Raw genomic sequence first — 18,092 nt, forward strand, 5'->3', positions numbered from 1 at the left:
AAAACCAGACGCTTTTTTTCAGTCACAAAGCGCCAGGGGGGAACTCACCGCCATAAATAGCCCAGTCACCGAATATCCAAATGCCCAAATGTCAAAATATGCTATATTGTGTGCAGTATCTCCTTTTCAATGCGCGTATTCCTGACATGTCTGCTACTGTTTTGCAGTGTTTTCGCTGAAGGCCAGTCCCTGGCCGACCTGGAAAGACAGTTGGATTCACTGTTGAACAAACAGCAGAAGAGTGAAATAGTGGCCGCGCTGAGCTACGGCAACAATCCTGCCTACGGTAGTAAGACGGTCAACCTTGACCAGCCTATTGTCATGAAAGCTTACCTTTCCCCCTCGCTGATGTGGTACCATAAAAGCGGCCTGTTTGCAGGTGCCAGCGGTTATTATTTGTTTGATACAGATAAAAAACACTGGTTTGAATGGGACTTCACTGCAGGTTATGACTATACGAAGAACAGAAATTTTATTACCGGCATTTCGTATACCCGTTACCTTTTTAATGATTCTACGGATGTTCCGGCCACGCCGATCAACAACGAATTGTTCTCCTATTTTTATTACCGTAAGTGGTGGCTGCACATGGGCATCAGTCTGGATTATGGCTGGGGAAACTATACCAGCAATACGGCCCGCCTGAGAGAAAGGGTGACCGGCAGCGATTTTAACGTGATCGCCACAGTGCGGCATCCTTTTATTTTCGATGCAGTGCTTTGTTCCCGGGATGCATTGCTGTTGCAGCCTTCCCTGTCACTGACGTTAGGCACGGCCAATTATTACAGTCAGCTGGCGGCTTTCCGTTACCTGACACGCTCTTCTAAAATGAAACTCGATAAAATGCGCCCGGGAAAGGTCATCAATTATGAAGACCATACTGGTTTTGAAGCCCGTGCCGTTGATTGCACTGTTAATGTTTCCTACCTGTTTAATCAATTTACCCTTTCTCCTTCCTTCACTGTTTTTAAGCCGTTGACTGGCGCAGACACGCAACTGATGGGCTATTTCACCGCCCGCCTGTCTTACAGTTTTTGATTTTCTTAACAATAGCACGGAATTTGTATTTAGGGAATCTCCCCTGATAACGTAGGGGTATTTTACTGTTCGGGCGTCTATAATTTTAACCATTACTAACAACAATACAATTATGAAAAAACTGTTTCTCGCCGTTGCACTGCTTGCAATGACCGCTGTTACCACCTCTGTTAGCGCGCAAAAATTACTGCGCTTTGGTATTAAAGGTGGCGCCAACCTTGGAAAACTGGATGGTTCCGGATTTCAGGACGGATTTAAATTAGGTTACCACCTGGGTGGTTTCGCACAGTTAAACCTGGTAAAAGGTTTTGGTGTACAGGGTGAAGTGATCTTTTCTTCCACTAAAACAGAAACCACTGATAATTTCAGTGACATCTATAAAAACGTAAGTACTTCAGATGACCGCAAAAAAGTCAACCTGAACTACCTGAGCATTCCATTGCTCGCAAATATCGACCTGGGAACTCCCCGTCTCAAACTGCAGGTAGGTCCTCAGTTCGGCGCACTGGTGAGCGACAGAAAAGTTTTTGGCGCTGCCAATACAGCCTTTAAAGGCGGCGAAATTTCCGGTGTGGCCGGTTTATGGCTGCAGTTGCCAATCGTGAATGTCAGCGCCCGTTACATCATTGGCTTCAATGACGTAAAAGGTATCGAAAGCGTTACCAACACCAGCAACTGGAAAAACCAGAGCATTCAGCTGGGTGTGGGTGTGACCCTGTAATTACGCCAGGCAACAAAGACGCCAAGACGCCGCGAAGCGAAGATCACATTGGAGAATAGTATATGATTGTTTCAAAACAGTACTATCTTCAACGTGATCTTCGCTTTTTTTTATCAACACAGATTGTTTAGCCCTTCACTGCTTTGTATGTTCACGTAAATGTGACACATCGTCACTTGGCACCAAACTTGACAAGGTAGTAGTGCATAAAAAAACGAAGGTCTCAGCAGCATATTCTGCCAGAATGTCCTTCGGGCATTAAATATCTCAGATGAACAGATTTTATTTAGGAAATTCAGAAGATGAAATGGAGTTTATGCCTATTATCCCTTTGAATGAAGACGGGGAAGGTCAGGAGGAAGACAACATCCCCGACCAGCTGGCATTATTACCATTACGCAATACCGTTCTGTTTCCCGGTGTGGTTTTACCCATTACCGTGGGCAGGGATAAATCCATAAAGGCAGTTAACGACGCATACAAGGCTGACAAATTGATCGGTGTGGTGGCGCAGAAAGACAGTACCATCGAAGATCCTAATGTGGCCGATCTTAGTGAGGTGGGTACGGTGGCCCGCATTGTGAAACTGATCAAAATGCCGGATGGTGGCACCACCATCATCATTCAGGGCCGCAAGCGCTTCAAGATAAAAGAAATTGTTGCGGAAGACCCGTATTTCAAAGCCCAGGTGGAACTATTGCAGGACGAGGCCGCAGAAGACGACTCGGAATTTGAAGCCTACATTTCCTCCATCAAGGACCTTGCGGCACAAATTATCCAACTGTCTCCCAACCTGCCTTCAGAAGCCAGCATTATCCTCAAAAACATTGAGAATGCCTCTTTCCTCGTGCATTTCGTGTCTTCCAATCTTAACTCGGACCTGAAAGACAAACAGCAGCTGCTGGAAATCAATAACCTGCGTACCCGCGCGGAACTGTTGATGAAACTGTTGCAGACGGAACTGCAGCTGGCAGAGCTGAAGAACAAAATCACCAATAAAACCAAGGCCGACCTTGATAAACAACAGCGTGACTACTTCCTGCAACAGCAGATGAAGTCCATCAAGGAAGAACTGGGAGGTGATGCCAACGACCGTGAGCTGAAGGAAATGAAACGCAAAGCGGAAGGCAAGAAGTGGTCAGCGGCCGCGGCGGAAGCTTTTGCCAAAGGCATAGAAAAACTGGAACGCATGCATCCCAGCACGCCGGATTACAGCGTGGTGTACAACCACCTGGACCTGATGCTGGACCTGCCCTGGGGCGAATTCACGACTGACAGCTACGACCTGAAAAAGGCGAAGAAAATACTGGACCATGACCATTATGGCATGGAGAAAATCAAGGAAAGGATACTGGAATACCTGGCCGTATTGAAACTGAAAGGGGATATGAAATCACCGATCCTGTGTTTCGTAGGCCCTCCGGGTATTGGTAAAACCTCTCTGGGACGCTCTATTGCCAACGCAGTAGGCCGTAAATACGTGCGGTTGAGCCTTGGCGGCCTTCACGATGAAAGCGAGATCAGGGGGCACCGCAAAACCTATATCGGAGCTATGCCAGGCCGCGTGATACAGTCTATCCGCAAAATCAAATCTGCCAACCCTGTCATGATCCTCGATGAAATTGACAAGATAGGCAACGACCTGCGCGGCGATCCAAGTTCAGCCCTGCTGGAAGTACTGGACCCCGAGCAGAACAGCACCTTCTACGATAACTACCTGGAGCTGGAATTTGACCTGAGCAAGGTTTTATTCATCGCTACCGCCAACAATATCAATGCTATTCACCCTGCACTGCGCGACAGGCTGGAGATCATCGACCTCAGCGGATATTCCATCGAGGAAAAAACAGAGATCGCCAAACGCCACCTGTTGCCTAAACAGAAAGAGGCGCACGGTCTTCAGGACACCAAGTTTAAGTTCAGCAATGGTGTCATTGAGCACATTATTGCGGATTATACCCGTGAGAGCGGTGTAAGGGAGCTGGACAGGCTCTTTGCAGCGATTATGCGTAACCTGGCCAAAGAAGTGGCCATGGAGCGCAAAGTACCTGAAAACATTACTGATGCGGATGTAGAGCGGATATTGGGCAAACCCCGATATTCCAATGAGATCTATAAAGTGGGCAATCCTCCCGGCGTGGCCGTAGGTCTTGCCTGGACTTATGTAGGCGGAGAGATACTGTTTATCGAAAGCAGCCTGAGTGAAGGAAAAGGCGAACTGAAACTGACGGGCAACCTGGGCAACGTGATGAAGGAATCGGCGGTGACTGCATTGAGCTATATACAGTCCCACGCTGCGGAGCTGAAGCTGGACCCGAAAATCTTCCATACGAAGAACGTGCATGTGCATATCCCTGAAGGCGCCGTACCGAAAGACGGTCCCAGTGCTGGTATCACCATGTTAACAGCGCTGACTTCCGCATTCACCGGGCGTAAGGTAAGGTCTTACCTGGCGATGAGCGGGGAGATAACGTTGAGAGGGCAGGTGCTGCCGGTAGGAGGCCTGAAAGAAAAAATTCTGGCCGCCAAAAGGGCAGGAATCAAAGAAATTATCTTATGCTGGCAGAATGAGAAGGATATAAAGGAAATAAATCCTTCATATATCAAAGGCATGAAGTTTCATTATGTAAAAGAAATGAACCAAGTGCTGGAAATAGCGTTATTAAAGAAGTAGGCGGGAAAGGCAGTGATTACTGGTTAAAACTTTTATGACTGCCGGCCTCGTTTTTATAAAAGCGAGCATATTTTAGTTTTAGTATAAAGGCATTTTGTTGCCATTCCTGGCAGCAATTTTTTAAAAGTTCATATCGGTTTTGTTGTGACCCCGGTATGAGCATCATGTTGATTGTTTTAAGGGTTCTTAAAGCCATTCCTCTCAGCGGAATGGCTTTAATGTTTTTGGCCGGGGCTAAGATGTTATTCAATTTTCTTTTCCGGTAAAAACCGGGAAATAATAAAGCCCGGGGAGCTTAAGCCCCGGGCTTTATTATTCAATTTGCTTCCTGTTAAAAAGCCTGAAAGATATCTTAGCCCAGCGCTTCAGCCTGGGGAATTACTTAGTGGTCTGCCAGTTGTCTTTTATAGAGCTGGATGGTGTTTTCGAGGCCATAATACAGGGCGTCCACTACGAGGGCGTGGCCGATAGACACTTCTTTCAATTGCGGGATATGCAGTTTGAAGAAACGCAGGTTGTCCAGGTTCAGGTCGTGGCCGGCATTCAGTTCCAGTCCGATGTTGGTGGCTTCGCGGGCGGTATTTTTATAATCGTTGAACAGCTGGAGGTTCTGCGGTTGTGTACGGGCGTTCGTATATTCTTCCGCGTAAGGACCGGTGTACAGCTCGATGCGGTCTGCACCGGCGGTTTTAGCGCCTTCCACTTTATCAGGTTCGGCGTTGAGGAATATGGAAACACGGATACCGGCTTTTTTCAGCTCACTGATCACTTCCTTCAGTTGGGACTGGTGTTGGATGGTGTCCCAGCCGGTGTTGGAGGTGATGGCGTCCGGTGGATCGGGCACCAGGGTACACTGGTGTGGTTTTACAGACAGTACGAGGTCCATAAAATCCCTGGAAGGGTATCCTTCGATATTAAATTCGGTGGTGACAAGGGGTTTAAGGTCTCTTACGTCCTGGTAGCGGATATGGCGCTCGTCGGGGCGGGGGTGGACGGTAATACCGTCAGCGCCAAACCGTTCGCAATCCTGTGCCACTTTAAGAATGTCCGGAAGGTTGCCGCCCCGTGCATTGCGCAGGGTAGCAAACTTGTTGATATTTACGCTCAGCTTTGTCATGCCACAAAAATACTAATCAATTACGAATTACGGGTTACGAATTACGAATGAGGGCTGTTTGATCGCAGTATACATCAATAACCCTGACAAATAAAAAGACCTGAGCAAATGTATATTCGCTCAGGTCTTCGCGTTTTCAATTCGTAATTCGTAATTCGTAATTCGTAATTCGTAATTCGTAATTCGTAATTCGTAATTCGTAATTGAAACCTACTAGTATCTGTAGTAGTCTGGTTTGAACGGACCTTCTGCCGGAATGCCGAGGTATTCGGATTGGGCAGGGGTGAGCACGTCCAGTTCCACACCGATTTTTTTCAGGTGTAAGCGGGCTACTTTTTCATCCAGGTGTTTAGGCAGTACATATACTTTGTTTTCGTACTGGTCTGAGTTCAGCCACAGTTCCAGCTGGGCCAGTGTCTGGTTGGTGAAAGAGTTGCTCATTACGAAAGAAGGGTGTCCTGTAGCGCAGCCCAGGTTCACCAGACGGCCTTCGGCCAGCAGGATGATATCTTTACCATCGATGGTGTATTTATCAACCTGTGGTTTGATTTCCACTTTGGTGTGGCCGTAGTTTTTATTCAGCCATGCAACGTCGATTTCGATATCGAAGTGACCGATATTGGAAACGATGCATTTATCTTTCATCAGTTTGAAGTGTTCGCCGTTGATGATATCGCGGCAACCGGTAGTGGTCACGATGATGTCTGCTTCTTTAACGGCATCGTTCATTTTTTTCACTTCATAACCTTCCATGGCAGCCTGTAAAGCACAGATCGGATCGATTTCAGTAACGATTACACGGGCGCCTGCACCTCTCAGGGATTCAGCGGAACCTTTACCTACGTCGCCGAAACCAGCTACAACAGCCACTTTACCGGCGATCATCACGTCAGTAGCACGACGGATAGCGTCTACACAGGATTCGCGGCAACCGTATTTGTTGTCAAATTTGGATTTGGTAACAGAGTCGTTGATATTGATGGCAGGCATAGGCAAAGTACCGTTTTTCATGCGCTCGTACAGGCGGTGAACACCGGTAGTGGTTTCTTCGCTCAGCCCTTTGATATGCTGGATCAGTTCAGTGTATTTGTCCAGTACCATGTTGGTCAGGTCACCACCATCGTCCAGGATCATGTTCAGCGGACGGTCTGAGCCACCAAAGAACAGGGTTTGTTCAATGCACCAGTCAAACTCCTGTTCGTTCAGGCCTTTCCAGGCAAATACCGGAACACCGGCAGCAGCTACAGCGGCGGCGGCGTGGTCTTGTGTGGAAAAGATATTGCAGGAGCTCCAGCGTACTTCCGCACCCAGGTGTACCAGGGTTTCGATCAGTACGGCAGTCTGGATGGTCATATGCAGACAACCGGCAATACGGGCGCCTTTCAGGGGCTTTTTATCGCCATATTCTTCTCTCAATGACATCAAACCGGGCATTTCGGCTTCTGCCAGCTCTATCTCTTTACGACCCCAGGCCGCAAGCGACATATCTTTTACCTTATACGGAAGGCTAAAGTCGATGTTGGATTTCGCAATTGTAGACATTAAATAAAGTTTTGTGCAAATCTAGGCTTATTTTAACTTTTAACATAATGACACCCCCCTCTATATCGCAGTGAGCCCCTAAAATTTTGTTAATCATTCCATTAGAGCGATCTCTCCCGCGGCAAATCAAATTTAATTTGATTTAATATAAATTATGTTATAAGTTTGCTAATTAAAATATATGATTTAATATTTAATTGTTTAGTGGTAAAGAACAGTAAGTAGAGTATGAGCAATTATTTACCATCATAGTAAGCGCAATTAGTGTGTCTTATTCTTCCCCGATCCCTGGGTATTGATATCAGATAATTGCCGGCAACGCAAGGTTTTTCAGCTTCAGCTTATGAAGTATTCAGGTTTAATAGTTTGCCGGGAGAGCCAGTTACGAGGCATATAGGTTTTACAAAGGACTGTTTTTTACATTTTGATTAAATCTATATGTATAAATAGAAATTTACACACGCATATGTTAGTCCTTTCCCATTCTATGAAAACGAAGCAGCAGCTATTGCCGGAAGGCAAAACCATGCTAAGGCGTTGCGTAACATTACTGCTCCTGTTCCTGCTGATATGCACCGGCACACAGGCACAGTCACCACTGCCCGCTACCCGCGTGATCAACAGCACCGGCGGTAATACGGCCAGTGACGGCCTCCGGCTGGAAATGGACGCCACCGGCAGAATCCAGGTGTTCCGCAATGGTAAAACAGATTCTTATGTGGCCAACGGCCAGAAGGGATACGGCGACTACATCCGGGTGAAACACAGCACCAGCCCCATGACAGACCTGCAAAGCCTCGATACCACCGTTTGTTATATTTCCCCCGTCATCGGTAACGGTTCCGCTGCATCCCCTTACAGGGTTTTTGTCTTTAATAAAATATATGATAAAAAACCGGCAGGAGGAACAGACAACGAAGCACTCATTTATGTTACCCGCGCTTACACCTATATAGCTCCCAATAAATACTTCACGGTCGACTATTCCTTCAATGGCACCAACATTGGGTATGACCTGATGATTTACCAGGAAGAAAGGCTCGCCATGCAACAGAATCCTGGTTTCGTGTACGATCCCGGCGATGACTACCAGGCAGGTATTCCCGGGTATTGTAACATGGGATTCAGAAAAATCATTGACGTTACGACGAAAACAGCTCAATACGTAGGCGCTTACCATAACCCGGCAAATTGTGGGGTATCACAGCCTTACACTCACGCGTTTATTTCTGCCGAACCTACCGGGTTTATCAGTTATACGTTGCCCAATCAGCCAGGCCTCCCGGGAGAATATCAGGGAGCCAGCCCCCTGAATACCTATCCATATGACTGGAACGTCACCACTCCCTATGCTTATGCGTTTGACAGGATGTTGTGCGTGCAGACAGCACTGAGAAACAAACTGGCCAACAAGACATTTGGTACCCGTATTGCCGTAGGCTACGGTGATCTTAACGCTACGCCGCCTACAACATACCCTGACTACGACGCCATATCTACCGCTGTTCAGGGCACTACTACCAATAACAGTACAGCCGTTACAGTAGAATTTGCCGGCGATGCCGGTGACAACGAAGGCAACGCGGGCAATAACCACACACCACAAAGCCTGAAACTAAAAGTGACCGGCGGTAAGCTCACCATGCCGGTTTACGCAGAAATGAAGGCGGTAGCTGTTCCCGGTGAACAACATCCTGCTGTGGAAAACCAGGACTTCACCTACGAAATGGGCTTTATCATTCCGGCCGGAGACTATACAATAGCCGCCAATCAGACCGTGAATGTTACCAACGTGACCATCAAAGGCAATGATAAACTGGAGTACAGCCGCAAGCTCACGCTACAGTTGCAGAACATCGCGTGTAACGCACTGGTGCAACTCGGTACTAACAAACAAGCGACCTATACTATCATCGACGATGAAGACCGTACGCTGACCATCAACTTTACGCAAACCACCGTAAAAGAAGGTGATCCAAAGCTGGTAGGCACCATCTCCCTGCCAGGTACCACCACCGTAACTGAAGATACGTATGTAGACCTGTCCGTTGTCAGCGGTAACACCGCCACACCGGACCTGGACTTCACCATGGATAAAAAAGTGCTGATCGCTAACGGTACAGGCAGCGCCAATATCGAGATCACCGCCAAACCTGATCTGGTACTGGAGGCCAGCGAGACATTCAAAATACAAGGTGACGCCAGTGTACTCGGCATCGCTAAAACAGCCACCGGACCGGTAATCACCATTACAGACGATACCCGTAACCACGACGAAAATATTACCTTAGGCGTTACCGTTACCCCGGCAGACCCGGCCTATCCTGCGCTGACATTTAAAGAAGGATATACCAATGGTATCGTGAATGTAAGTCTGCCCACAGGTGTAACTACAGATATACCCATTACCGTTACCCTGGCTAAAGGAGGTACGGCAACTGACAATACAGATTATAACCTGACCATACCTGCCAACACTATCAATGGCAGCACCCCTGTCACCGGTACCCTTAACCTGATAGACGACGGCCGGATAGAGGGAGATGAAACCATCGTTCTTACCGGTACTGTTACCGACGGCAGCGCGACTGCTTTTAAACTGACACCGGCAACCATCACGATTAAAGATGCACAGCTGCCACTCACGGCGCCGGCTATACTCCGTCTTTCCACCAACGATATTGATGAAGGCAATGCCACCGGAGCCAATTGCTGGATAGAACTGCCCGCCGGCATCGTTGCCACCGACATCGCACTGAACTTCGATATTTCCACTGCTGCCGGCACCACCGCGCAAGCAGGTTCCTATAGCGGTTTACCTGGTTCCATGACCATACCTGCCGGTGCAAAAGCATCTGTGCCACAGGCCATCACGGCAGCGGCCAACCTGGTGCTGGAAGATGACCGTGCATTGGTGATCCACGCTGCCCCGGCGGCCACCACTATACCAGGCATTACCACCGGCGCAGACGTAACGCTTAACATCCACGATAAAACGGATGCCTCCGGAGTGACCCTGGCCATAGCGCCCGTGACCACTCCGCTGACAGAAGGCCAGGCCACGCCCTTTACCATCACGATGTCCGGTGGTTACAGCTCCGCTAAAAATATCAAAATAGCACTGGCTGCCAACCCCACCGGCACAGAAGCCAGCGCATCAGACTATACGCTGGTAAGCGAGATCGAACTACCGGCAAACACCATCGGTACCTATACCACGCCAGCCAATGTGCTGACAGCCACGCCCGATATGATTATCGAGAAAGACGAAGCGCTGCTCATTACCGGTACCAATGCTATCTATCATAATATTACCGGTGCTACCGTCACCATCAATGACGTCACCAGAAGGAACACCGCGAATACCAAAGTGACCCTGGCCGTTCCGCAGACCACCATCACCGAAAACAACAGTACCACTATTACGGCTACACTGCCCGCCGGCGTTACCACAGAAATCCCCATTAATGTGGACCTGAGCGCCATCACCGGCACGGCTACCGTAGACGACTATACGCTGACCGGCCCGCTTCAGATTACTGCCGTCACACCGGCGCCGGTAGCTACTTTAAACATTCTGAAGGACAACCTGGTAGAAAACCAGGAAACCCTGACCATCACGCCGGCGGTTACCGATGCCTACAGCACTGCCTATGGCATCGACCCCGCCACGCTGGCCTTTACCATCAACGACCTGGAATACCCGTTACTGGCCACCAATCCGATCATACTCAGCAGCACGCCTGCCACCATCAAAGAAGGCGACGCAACTGGCGCCATGCTGACAGCCACACTGCCCAACAACTGGAAATCGGCCATACCACTGACCGTACAGCTGGTGAAAAACAGCAGCTCCACTGCCACAGACGACCGCCATACCGCTATTCTCAATAAACAGCTCATCATTCAGTCCACCGGCACTGCCTCCATGCAAGTGCTGGCCACAGACAATGATGTACTGGACGATGACGCCGATCTGATCGTTGACGGTAACCCTGGTAACACCACATTACCTGTTACCAGCACTACTATTCATATCGCCGATGGCACCATTGATAAACCGGATGCCCGGAAGATCACCCTCACCGCCAGCAAAACACTGATACCGGAAGGAGAGAAGCTGAGCGTTACCGTTAGCCGTTTGTATACATCTGCCAAAAAGGTAGCAGTACAATTAGCCATAGACCCTGCTTCAGAAGCCAGTCTCGCTAAGAACGACTATTCCATGATCAACACGCTGCTGGAACTGGACAAGACAGACAAAACACATACCTTCGACGTTATCCAGACCAATCCAGACCAGGTACTGGAGAAAGACGAGTCGCTGAAGCTCATCGCCACACTGGCGGGTTATACTGTGAACAACCTGGACCTGCAAATACAGGACCTTACCCGCACCGTTGCCGCCAACCGGGTACTGACACTTACGCCGTATAAAACGCTGCATGCAAAAGAAGGTGAAGATGGTTCCTTACATATCGCGCTGCCGGCAGGCGTTACCACAGAGGTGCCTGTCAGCCTCACTCTGGCCCAGAGCAATGGTACTGCCGAAGCAGGCGCGGATTACCTCCTGAGCAATGCCTTCTCCTTTAATAACGCTAACGATACTACGATCTCGCTGAAGATCCAACCGGACAACCTGGTGGAAGGCCCTGAGAAATTCGAGATCACCACCACCGCCACAGACGGTATCAGTCCTTATACCGCCAATATTTTTGAAGTGAATATTGACGATGCGCAGTATCCGCTGACAGCCCCGATCAGGATTACCCGCTCACTGGCGGCTATCGATGAAGGCGGCGCAGGAGCTGCCATCGGCGTAGAACTTCCGAATGGCTGGCAGGCTGGTTTCCCGATTGTGGTGACCATTAATAAAGATGCCGCGTCCACCGCTGACGCCATCGACTATAAACCGCTGCCTTTACCGCTGACCATCACTATCCCGAAACTGGCCACCGGCGCCACGCACCCGGTATTGCTGGAGGCAGTGAAGGACCTGGTCCTGGAAGACGATGAAACGGTGATCCTCACTGGTACTACCGGAGATGTGAACATGCCGGTGCAGGGAGATACCGTAGTGATCCTGGACAGAACACATGACGATCCCGCTACCGGCTATATCCACATTATCCCGGTAACGCCGGGTACCGCTGTAAAAGAAGGTGACACCTATACCGCCAAAGTTTCCCTGGCGCCAGGTGTTACCTCCAGCAAGCCGATCACCGTGTCCCTGGATGCCGGTGCCGGTACGCAGGCGAAAACGACCGATTACAGCGGGCTGCCGTCGCAAGTGGTAATACCCGCCCTGCAACCGGACGTGAACTTCTCCGTACATGCAGAGACTGACAACATCATCGAAAAAGACGAGTTACTGCAACTGGTGGCCTCACCGAAAAATATGAACGGTATGAAAGGCGATACGCTCAACCTGATCATACAGGATGTGACCCGTCTGGACCCGAACAACCTGAAAGTGCAGGTGAAGATCGATTCTACCGTGCTTCATGAAGGCAGCACTTCCGCCGTGAAAGTGGGATTTGTGAACAGCCTGATTTCTTCTGAAGAAGACATTACCATCAATATTACCCGCGACGCAGCCTCCACCGCAGACGACGCTGACTATAGCGGCGTGCCTTCTTCCGTAACGCTGCCTGCGCTGTCTAACAATAAAGTATATACGCTGCAGATGATCAATGACAATGTGCTGGAAGGAGATGAGACACTGCAACTGGCCGCCCAGCTGGTAACACCTGGTTATACCCTTATTCAGCCGGCGCCGGTACTGATACCGGAAACCGGTGATATGAGCGTACACCTGGTAAAAGACAAAGATGCCGCAGAACCAGCTACCAATGGCGCTTACATCATTAAACTGCCGGGTACCGCCACCGCTGCCGCCGATGTGAAAGTAGTATTCTTCGTGAGCAGCATAGCCGGTACTACCAACATCGCGCCGATACAGACTTCCGCCACTATCCCGACAGGACAAAATAGTGTGTCCGTTCCCGTGAATGTGATCGACAACCTGGTGATCGAAGGGGATGAAGAAGTAAAAGCAGCCCTGATGCTGGCGCAGATGAAACGGTTCAATAAGAACATCGGTTTTGATGTGAACGACCTGGACACGGCGCGCATGACAGTCTTTGATGACGAAAGTTATGCTACAGGCCCTAAAGCCACCGCCCGCGAAATGATGGCAGAGAAAACAGCCGACGCGTCCGAACCCAATACTCCGGGCTATTTCAGGGTACACTTCACAGACACTAACGTGTCGGCCGTGAAAGATGTGACCGTGACCTACCAGGTGAGCGGCAACGCCGCACCGGATGTCCGCTATCGTAAACTCAGCGGCACCGTTGTGATCCCTGCCGGTAAGAACTATGCTGATATCCTGGTAGACCCGATTGACAATACCATTGTAGAAGGCGATGAAAATGTGCAGATACAGCTGAAAACCATCACAGGCAATATCCCGGGCGTCACCTGGCCTTTGTCAGCCAAATCCCAGGCTGATGTGCTGATACATGATAACGATACGCTCGTAGTGTCCATCATCAACGACGGACTGCCGGTAGACGAAGGTAAACCGGTTACTTTCAGCATCCGTGCGGTGAACACCGCCGCGCGTGACCTGCCTGTCCGCTTCCAGGTGGAACAGGACGCCGCACGCAGCTTCACCGCTGCCGGCGCCACTGTGAACGGCAATACCATCACCGTTGTGTTACCGGCGCACAGCACCTCACAGGACTTCAACCTGACAGCCGTAGACAATGACACCAATGATGATGACGGCTTCCTGAAAACAACCATCCTGCCATACGTAAGTGGCAGCGGTACGCCGATCTACAAAGCAGGGGCTAACGCTTCCGCACAAACGGTGATTCATGACAATGACCCGCTGACACTCGCCTTCGCTGCGGATAAATTCAGCGTGAAAGAAGGAAACAAAGGAGAAAACACACCGCTCAGATTTGTGGTGAAAATGAACCGAAGAAGCTCCAGGGACATCACTATCAATTATGATTTTGAAGAATCCACAGAAGGGGTAAGTTATCCTTATCTGGACTTCAAAGCCACACCGGGTGTTGACTTCGACAACACCATCAAACAGGCGAAGATACCTGCGTTCCAAACCGAAGGAGCTGTAGTGGTGAACATCATCGGGGATGACGCCTTTGAACAGAACGAAACATTTATCGTGAAAATGCAGACCATAGCTGTGGCTTCCGGTCAGAACACTCCGGTGCTGGGTGACCCGGTTAAGGCCACCGGCGTGATCCTCAACGACGACCCGATGTGTAAGACCTGCGATACGGACGGCGACGGCCTGACAGACGAACAAGAAGACATTAACGGCAACGGTGATCCGTTTGACGATGATACAGATGGCGATGGCATCCCCAACTTCCTCGATCTCGATTCTGATGGCGACGGTGTTCCGGATTCTGTAAGCCGCTTCCATCTCGATAACAACAGGAAGATCGACTACCTCGACGGACGTGACGGTAAGATCAAGGTACATCCTGCCATCTCTCCGAACAACGATGGACAGGGCAATGACCTGATGTACATCCAGAACATCGAGAAGTTCCCGAAAAACGAAGTGGTGGTGTTTAACCGTTGGGGCGGTACCGTGTATAAAACAAGTAATTACGATAATAAATCCAACAGTTTCAAAGGCAAGTCCAATACCGGTGGCCAGTCAGGTGCTGATGTGCCCGATGGCTCCTACTTCTACCAGATACAAATCTGGGTAGACGGCAAGGTAGAGCGGTATACAGGATTTATTGTCATCAAACGTTGAGGTCATTATTGGTAAAAATATTCAAGCTGATACCTATGAACAAGCGATTTATGAAAGCTTTAGGGATTGCTGTCATGTGCTGTTGCTGCTGCCTGAAAGGGTGGGCGCAGCAACAGCCGATCTACTCCCAGTATATGTTTAACGGGATGATCATTAACCCGGCGTACCCTTCCATGGACGAGTCTTCCAGCCTTACTGCCGTAGGCCGTAACCAATGGGTGGGCGTAGATGGCGCCCCTAAAACAGCCACTGCTTCTTTTTATACGCCGCTAAAAGCTACCAATACCAGCCTGGGCGTGTCGCTGATGAATGAGAAGATCACCGTCAATTCCCAGACAGGCGTGCATTTTAATATATCCCAACGGGTAAAGCTAAACGAAAAGTTATACCTCGCTATGGGCTTAAAAGCCGGCATGTCGCAGTTCCGGGAAGACAACGCCTCCCTGTCTACTTCCGATCCGGTGTTCGCACAGAACCAGAGCTACTGGAAAACAGATGTGGGCTTCGGTTTCATGCTGTTTACCGACCACTTCTTTGTCGGCATCTCTTCTCCCACTTTTAAAAGTTTTGACCTGGGCAACAGTGTCAACAAAGTAGTGGTGCAATCACATTACTTTATTCAATCCGGATACCTTCTGACCATTAATGACAACGTAAAACTCAAACCCAATGTGTTATTGAGGATAGTAAAAGGCACCGGCGTGCAGTACGACCTCAATGCAAATATTCTTTTAAAAAATCTGGTATGGCTGGGCGCATCCTGGCGTTCCGAAAAAACGATGACCGGTCTTGTTCAAGTGCAGCTGAACAAAAACCTGCAACTGGGCTATTCTTACGATACCCCAATGCAGTCAAACCTGAAAGGCGCACAAACAGTTTCCCACGAAGTAATGATCAATTATCGTTTTTCCTGGTCCAAATGGAAAGTGGTGGCCCCGCGGTACTTCTAAAAAAAATGTTATGAAAACCCGATTCACGGAACGAATGCGAAATTACCAAGTTGGCCGCCTGGTGTTTTTCCTGGGTGTGCTGATCATGACTGGTTCCTGCTCTTTTGTTAAAGACCATACCTCCGGTAGTATGGGCAGCATGTCTAAAGTAAGAAGGGCAGAACGGTCATTTAAAAGACAGGAATATGAAAGAGCCATATCGCTCTGCAACGATGTAATTAATAATACGAGCGACGACGCTGCCCGCCGGCAGGCGAAGTTCCAGTTGGCCCGCATTTATTTTGAAACACGGCAGTTTGAAAAAACTGTCAGCCTTTACGATGAGCTGCTCTACAAACCCAGTGATGATGTACTGGTGACAGATGTGACCACTTATATCGATCTGCTGAAACGTACCGGAAGAGTGGAAAAAGCACGTCAGATCAGTGAAGTGTATGCCAAAAATTATAAAAACAATGCCCGCTTCACCAACCTCCAGGAATCCCTGGTGAATTATTATAACTTCTTCAACCGCGACTCCCTCCGGAATGTAAAAGCAGACAGCCTCCGGCTTAGCTTGCCCGGATACCAGTACGGACTGGCCCTGTATAAAGACAATATTGTTTTTCTTTCCAATGATTTTAAGAAGAATGAAGCTCAGTCTTTCTACACCAACTCCAGGCTGTACATGATCTCGGAAGATGGGATTGAGCCGTTCAACAATAGCCTGAAAGGCATCTTACAGGTGGGGCCGGCTTCTTTCTATGATCAGGGAAAACGGGTGATTTACACCTCCAACCGGTTTACCGATGTTAAAAACGATAAAAATTCCTTCATTAATTATAACAATGGTACGCAGCTGTTGACCTCCACTTACCAGGAAAATCACGACACGTGGAGCAAGCCGGTGCCGGTAAAACTGGGTAAATCTTCAGAATCCTCGTCTTTCCTGCATCCGTCAGTTGCATCAAATGGTAAACGTTTGTACTTTGCGTCCGATATGCCTGGCGGTCAGGGTGGTACAGATATCTACTACGCTGACTGGGATAAAACGGAGAAACGCTGGAAAGCGCCTGTGAACATGGGCCCGAAGGTAAATACCAACGGCAACGAACTGTATCCGTTTATTGTGGGAGATAAATTGTTTTTTGCTTCCAACGGTTTACGGGGCTTCGGCGGACTGGATATATTCATGATCGATTTGTCGAAAGCGGAAGAAGGGCCGGTACACCTGCCTTATCCTGTGAATACCCAGTTTGATGACCTGAATGCAGTGCTGGACGAATCCAAGTTGTTATTATACTTTACATCGGACCGTTCCGGTGTACATGATAATGACCATATTTATGTGCTGAATCTGAAGAAGAATCCTTTGAAACAACTGGGACTGCCTTATCCCGGCAAGCCGGTAAATGACGAAGACAAAGTGCCTTATACCATAACGCAGACGGACAACCGTCCACAGCTGACTTTAGTAGGGGATAAAACCTATGATAACCTGGCTCCCGTTGCAAAAGCGGAAGTTAAGCCTGCTGCGCCCGTTGTGGCCAGTACAGCCGTTCCCGTTAGCACGCCTGTCCGTGAAGTAAAAGAATATACAGATAATATAGTAGATAGTTCTCCGGAGATGATACCGTGGCAGAACCTGGCTCATCCCGCACCAGCGGTTGCAACGACCACAACTGCTGCAACGGGCAATGCCACTGCCGCGCCAGACCATGGGCAGCGGACGGTGAGCAGTCAGCCGGAGCAGCTCAGCTGGCAGGCGACAGCTGCTGCGCCGGGGCGTTCTTCATCAACCGTAAAAAATAACATACAGGCAGACAGTGCGGTCATTCACGTGAGCGCCTATACGTTATCTGCTGACAGTGCTGCCCGTACAAAGGTATCCCTGTGGAGCGTGCCAGGGGCCGTTTACTTCGACCTTAATTCCTACATACCACAGGACAAGGAATGGAGCAAGCTCGATTCCATTTTTTATATCTGGAAAGCCCAGCCCAAACGGATGATCATCGTTAACGGGCATGCTGACATTATCGGAACAGAGAAATATAACCTCGCCCTGTCGAAAAACCGGGCGGTGTATATCCAGGAATGCCTGCTCAGTCGCGGCGTGGAGGCCGGTCGCATCCGTATCAACTACTTCGGGTCTACCAGGCCTGTGTTGGTTGCCAGTCAGTATAAACTGGATTCTGACCGGGAGAAGTTCATCCTGCAACAGGGCGTGAACAGGCGGTGTGAGATCACCATACAGTAAAACGATTTTT

General features: G+C 49.2%; 8 protein-coding genes. 6 read left to right on the forward strand and 2 right to left on the reverse strand.

Going from position 1 to position 18,092, the window contains the following annotated elements; translation table 11 throughout:
- The first annotated feature begins 129 nt into the window (after nt 1-129).
- The 3 genes from ACTJJS_RS01690 (at nt 130) to lon (ending at nt 4,433) form a co-directional block, all read left to right on the forward strand.
- On the forward strand, nt 130-1,038 hold the full coding sequence (locus ACTJJS_RS01690) for a hypothetical protein (RefSeq protein WP_440662154.1): 909 nt from the start codon (nt 130-132) through the stop codon (nt 1,036-1,038).
- 112 nt (nt 1,039-1,150) lie between these two features.
- Nucleotides 1,151-1,759: a porin family protein gene (locus ACTJJS_RS01695; protein ID WP_168869595.1), complete on the forward strand. Its 609-nt coding sequence runs from the start codon at nt 1,151-1,153 to the stop codon at nt 1,757-1,759.
- Between the two features lie 271 nt (nt 1,760-2,030).
- Nucleotides 2,031-4,433 carry an endopeptidase La gene (gene lon / locus ACTJJS_RS01700; protein ID WP_440662155.1) on the forward strand — a complete coding sequence of 801 codons (2,403 nt, stop codon included), beginning with the start codon at nt 2,031-2,033 and terminating at the stop codon, nt 4,431-4,433.
- A 382-nt stretch (nt 4,434-4,815) separates the two neighbouring features.
- Here lon and ACTJJS_RS01705 read toward each other — a convergent pair whose 3' ends face one another.
- Nucleotides 4,816-5,550 carry a pyridoxine 5'-phosphate synthase gene (locus ACTJJS_RS01705; protein WP_168869593.1) on the reverse strand — a complete coding sequence of 245 codons (735 nt, stop codon included), beginning with the start codon at nt 5,548-5,550 and terminating at the stop codon, nt 4,816-4,818.
- A 213-nt stretch (nt 5,551-5,763) separates the two neighbouring features.
- Nucleotides 5,764-7,092, reverse strand: a complete 1,329-nt coding sequence (gene ahcY / locus ACTJJS_RS01710; RefSeq protein ID WP_168869592.1) for an adenosylhomocysteinase — start codon at nt 7,090-7,092, stop codon at nt 5,764-5,766.
- A 487-nt stretch (nt 7,093-7,579) separates the two neighbouring features.
- Between ahcY and ACTJJS_RS01715 the strand changes: the two genes are divergently transcribed.
- Genes ACTJJS_RS01715 through ACTJJS_RS01725 form a run of 3 tightly spaced genes read left to right on the forward strand, consistent with a single transcriptional unit; the run spans nt 7,580 to nt 18,082 of the window.
- The gene (locus ACTJJS_RS01715) at nt 7,580-14,896 is read left to right on the forward strand and encodes a Calx-beta domain-containing protein (RefSeq protein WP_440662156.1); all 7,317 of its coding nucleotides are present in this window, start codon (nt 7,580-7,582) and stop codon (nt 14,894-14,896) included.
- Between the two features lie 35 nt (nt 14,897-14,931).
- Nucleotides 14,932-15,846: a PorP/SprF family type IX secretion system membrane protein gene (locus tag ACTJJS_RS01720; protein ID WP_168869590.1), complete on the forward strand. Its 915-nt coding sequence runs from the start codon at nt 14,932-14,934 to the stop codon at nt 15,844-15,846.
- A gap of 10 nt (nt 15,847-15,856) precedes the next feature.
- Nucleotides 15,857-18,082: an OmpA family protein gene (locus tag ACTJJS_RS01725; protein ID WP_440662157.1), complete on the forward strand. Its 2,226-nt coding sequence runs from the start codon at nt 15,857-15,859 to the stop codon at nt 18,080-18,082.
- Nucleotides 18,083-18,092 lie beyond the last annotated feature (10 nt).

Origin of the sequence: Chitinophaga sp. 22308 (assembly GCF_052045305.1) — a bacterium.
GTDB classification, from domain to species: Bacteria; Bacteroidota; Bacteroidia; order Chitinophagales; family Chitinophagaceae; genus Chitinophaga; species Chitinophaga varians_A.

Coding starts and splice junctions, on each gene's coding strand:
- ACTJJS_RS01705 (WP_168869593.1), bottom strand. CDS start 5,550: ATGACAAAGCTGAGCGTAAATATCAACAAGTTTGCTACCCTGCGCAAT.
- ACTJJS_RS01695 (WP_168869595.1), top strand. CDS start 1,151: ATGAAAAAACTGTTTCTCGCCGTTGCACTGCTTGCAATGACCGCTGTT.
- ahcY (WP_168869592.1), bottom strand. CDS start 7,092: ATGTCTACAATTGCGAAATCCAACATCGACTTTAGCCTTCCGTATAAG.
- lon (WP_440662155.1), top strand. CDS start 2,031: ATGAACAGATTTTATTTAGGAAATTCAGAAGATGAAATGGAGTTTATG.
- ACTJJS_RS01720 (WP_168869590.1), top strand. CDS start 14,932: ATGAACAAGCGATTTATGAAAGCTTTAGGGATTGCTGTCATGTGCTGT.
- ACTJJS_RS01715 (WP_440662156.1), top strand. CDS start 7,580: ATGAAAACGAAGCAGCAGCTATTGCCGGAAGGCAAAACCATGCTAAGG.
- ACTJJS_RS01725 (WP_440662157.1), top strand. CDS start 15,857: ATGAAAACCCGATTCACGGAACGAATGCGAAATTACCAAGTTGGCCGC.
- ACTJJS_RS01690 (WP_440662154.1), top strand. CDS start 130: ATGCGCGTATTCCTGACATGTCTGCTACTGTTTTGCAGTGTTTTCGCT.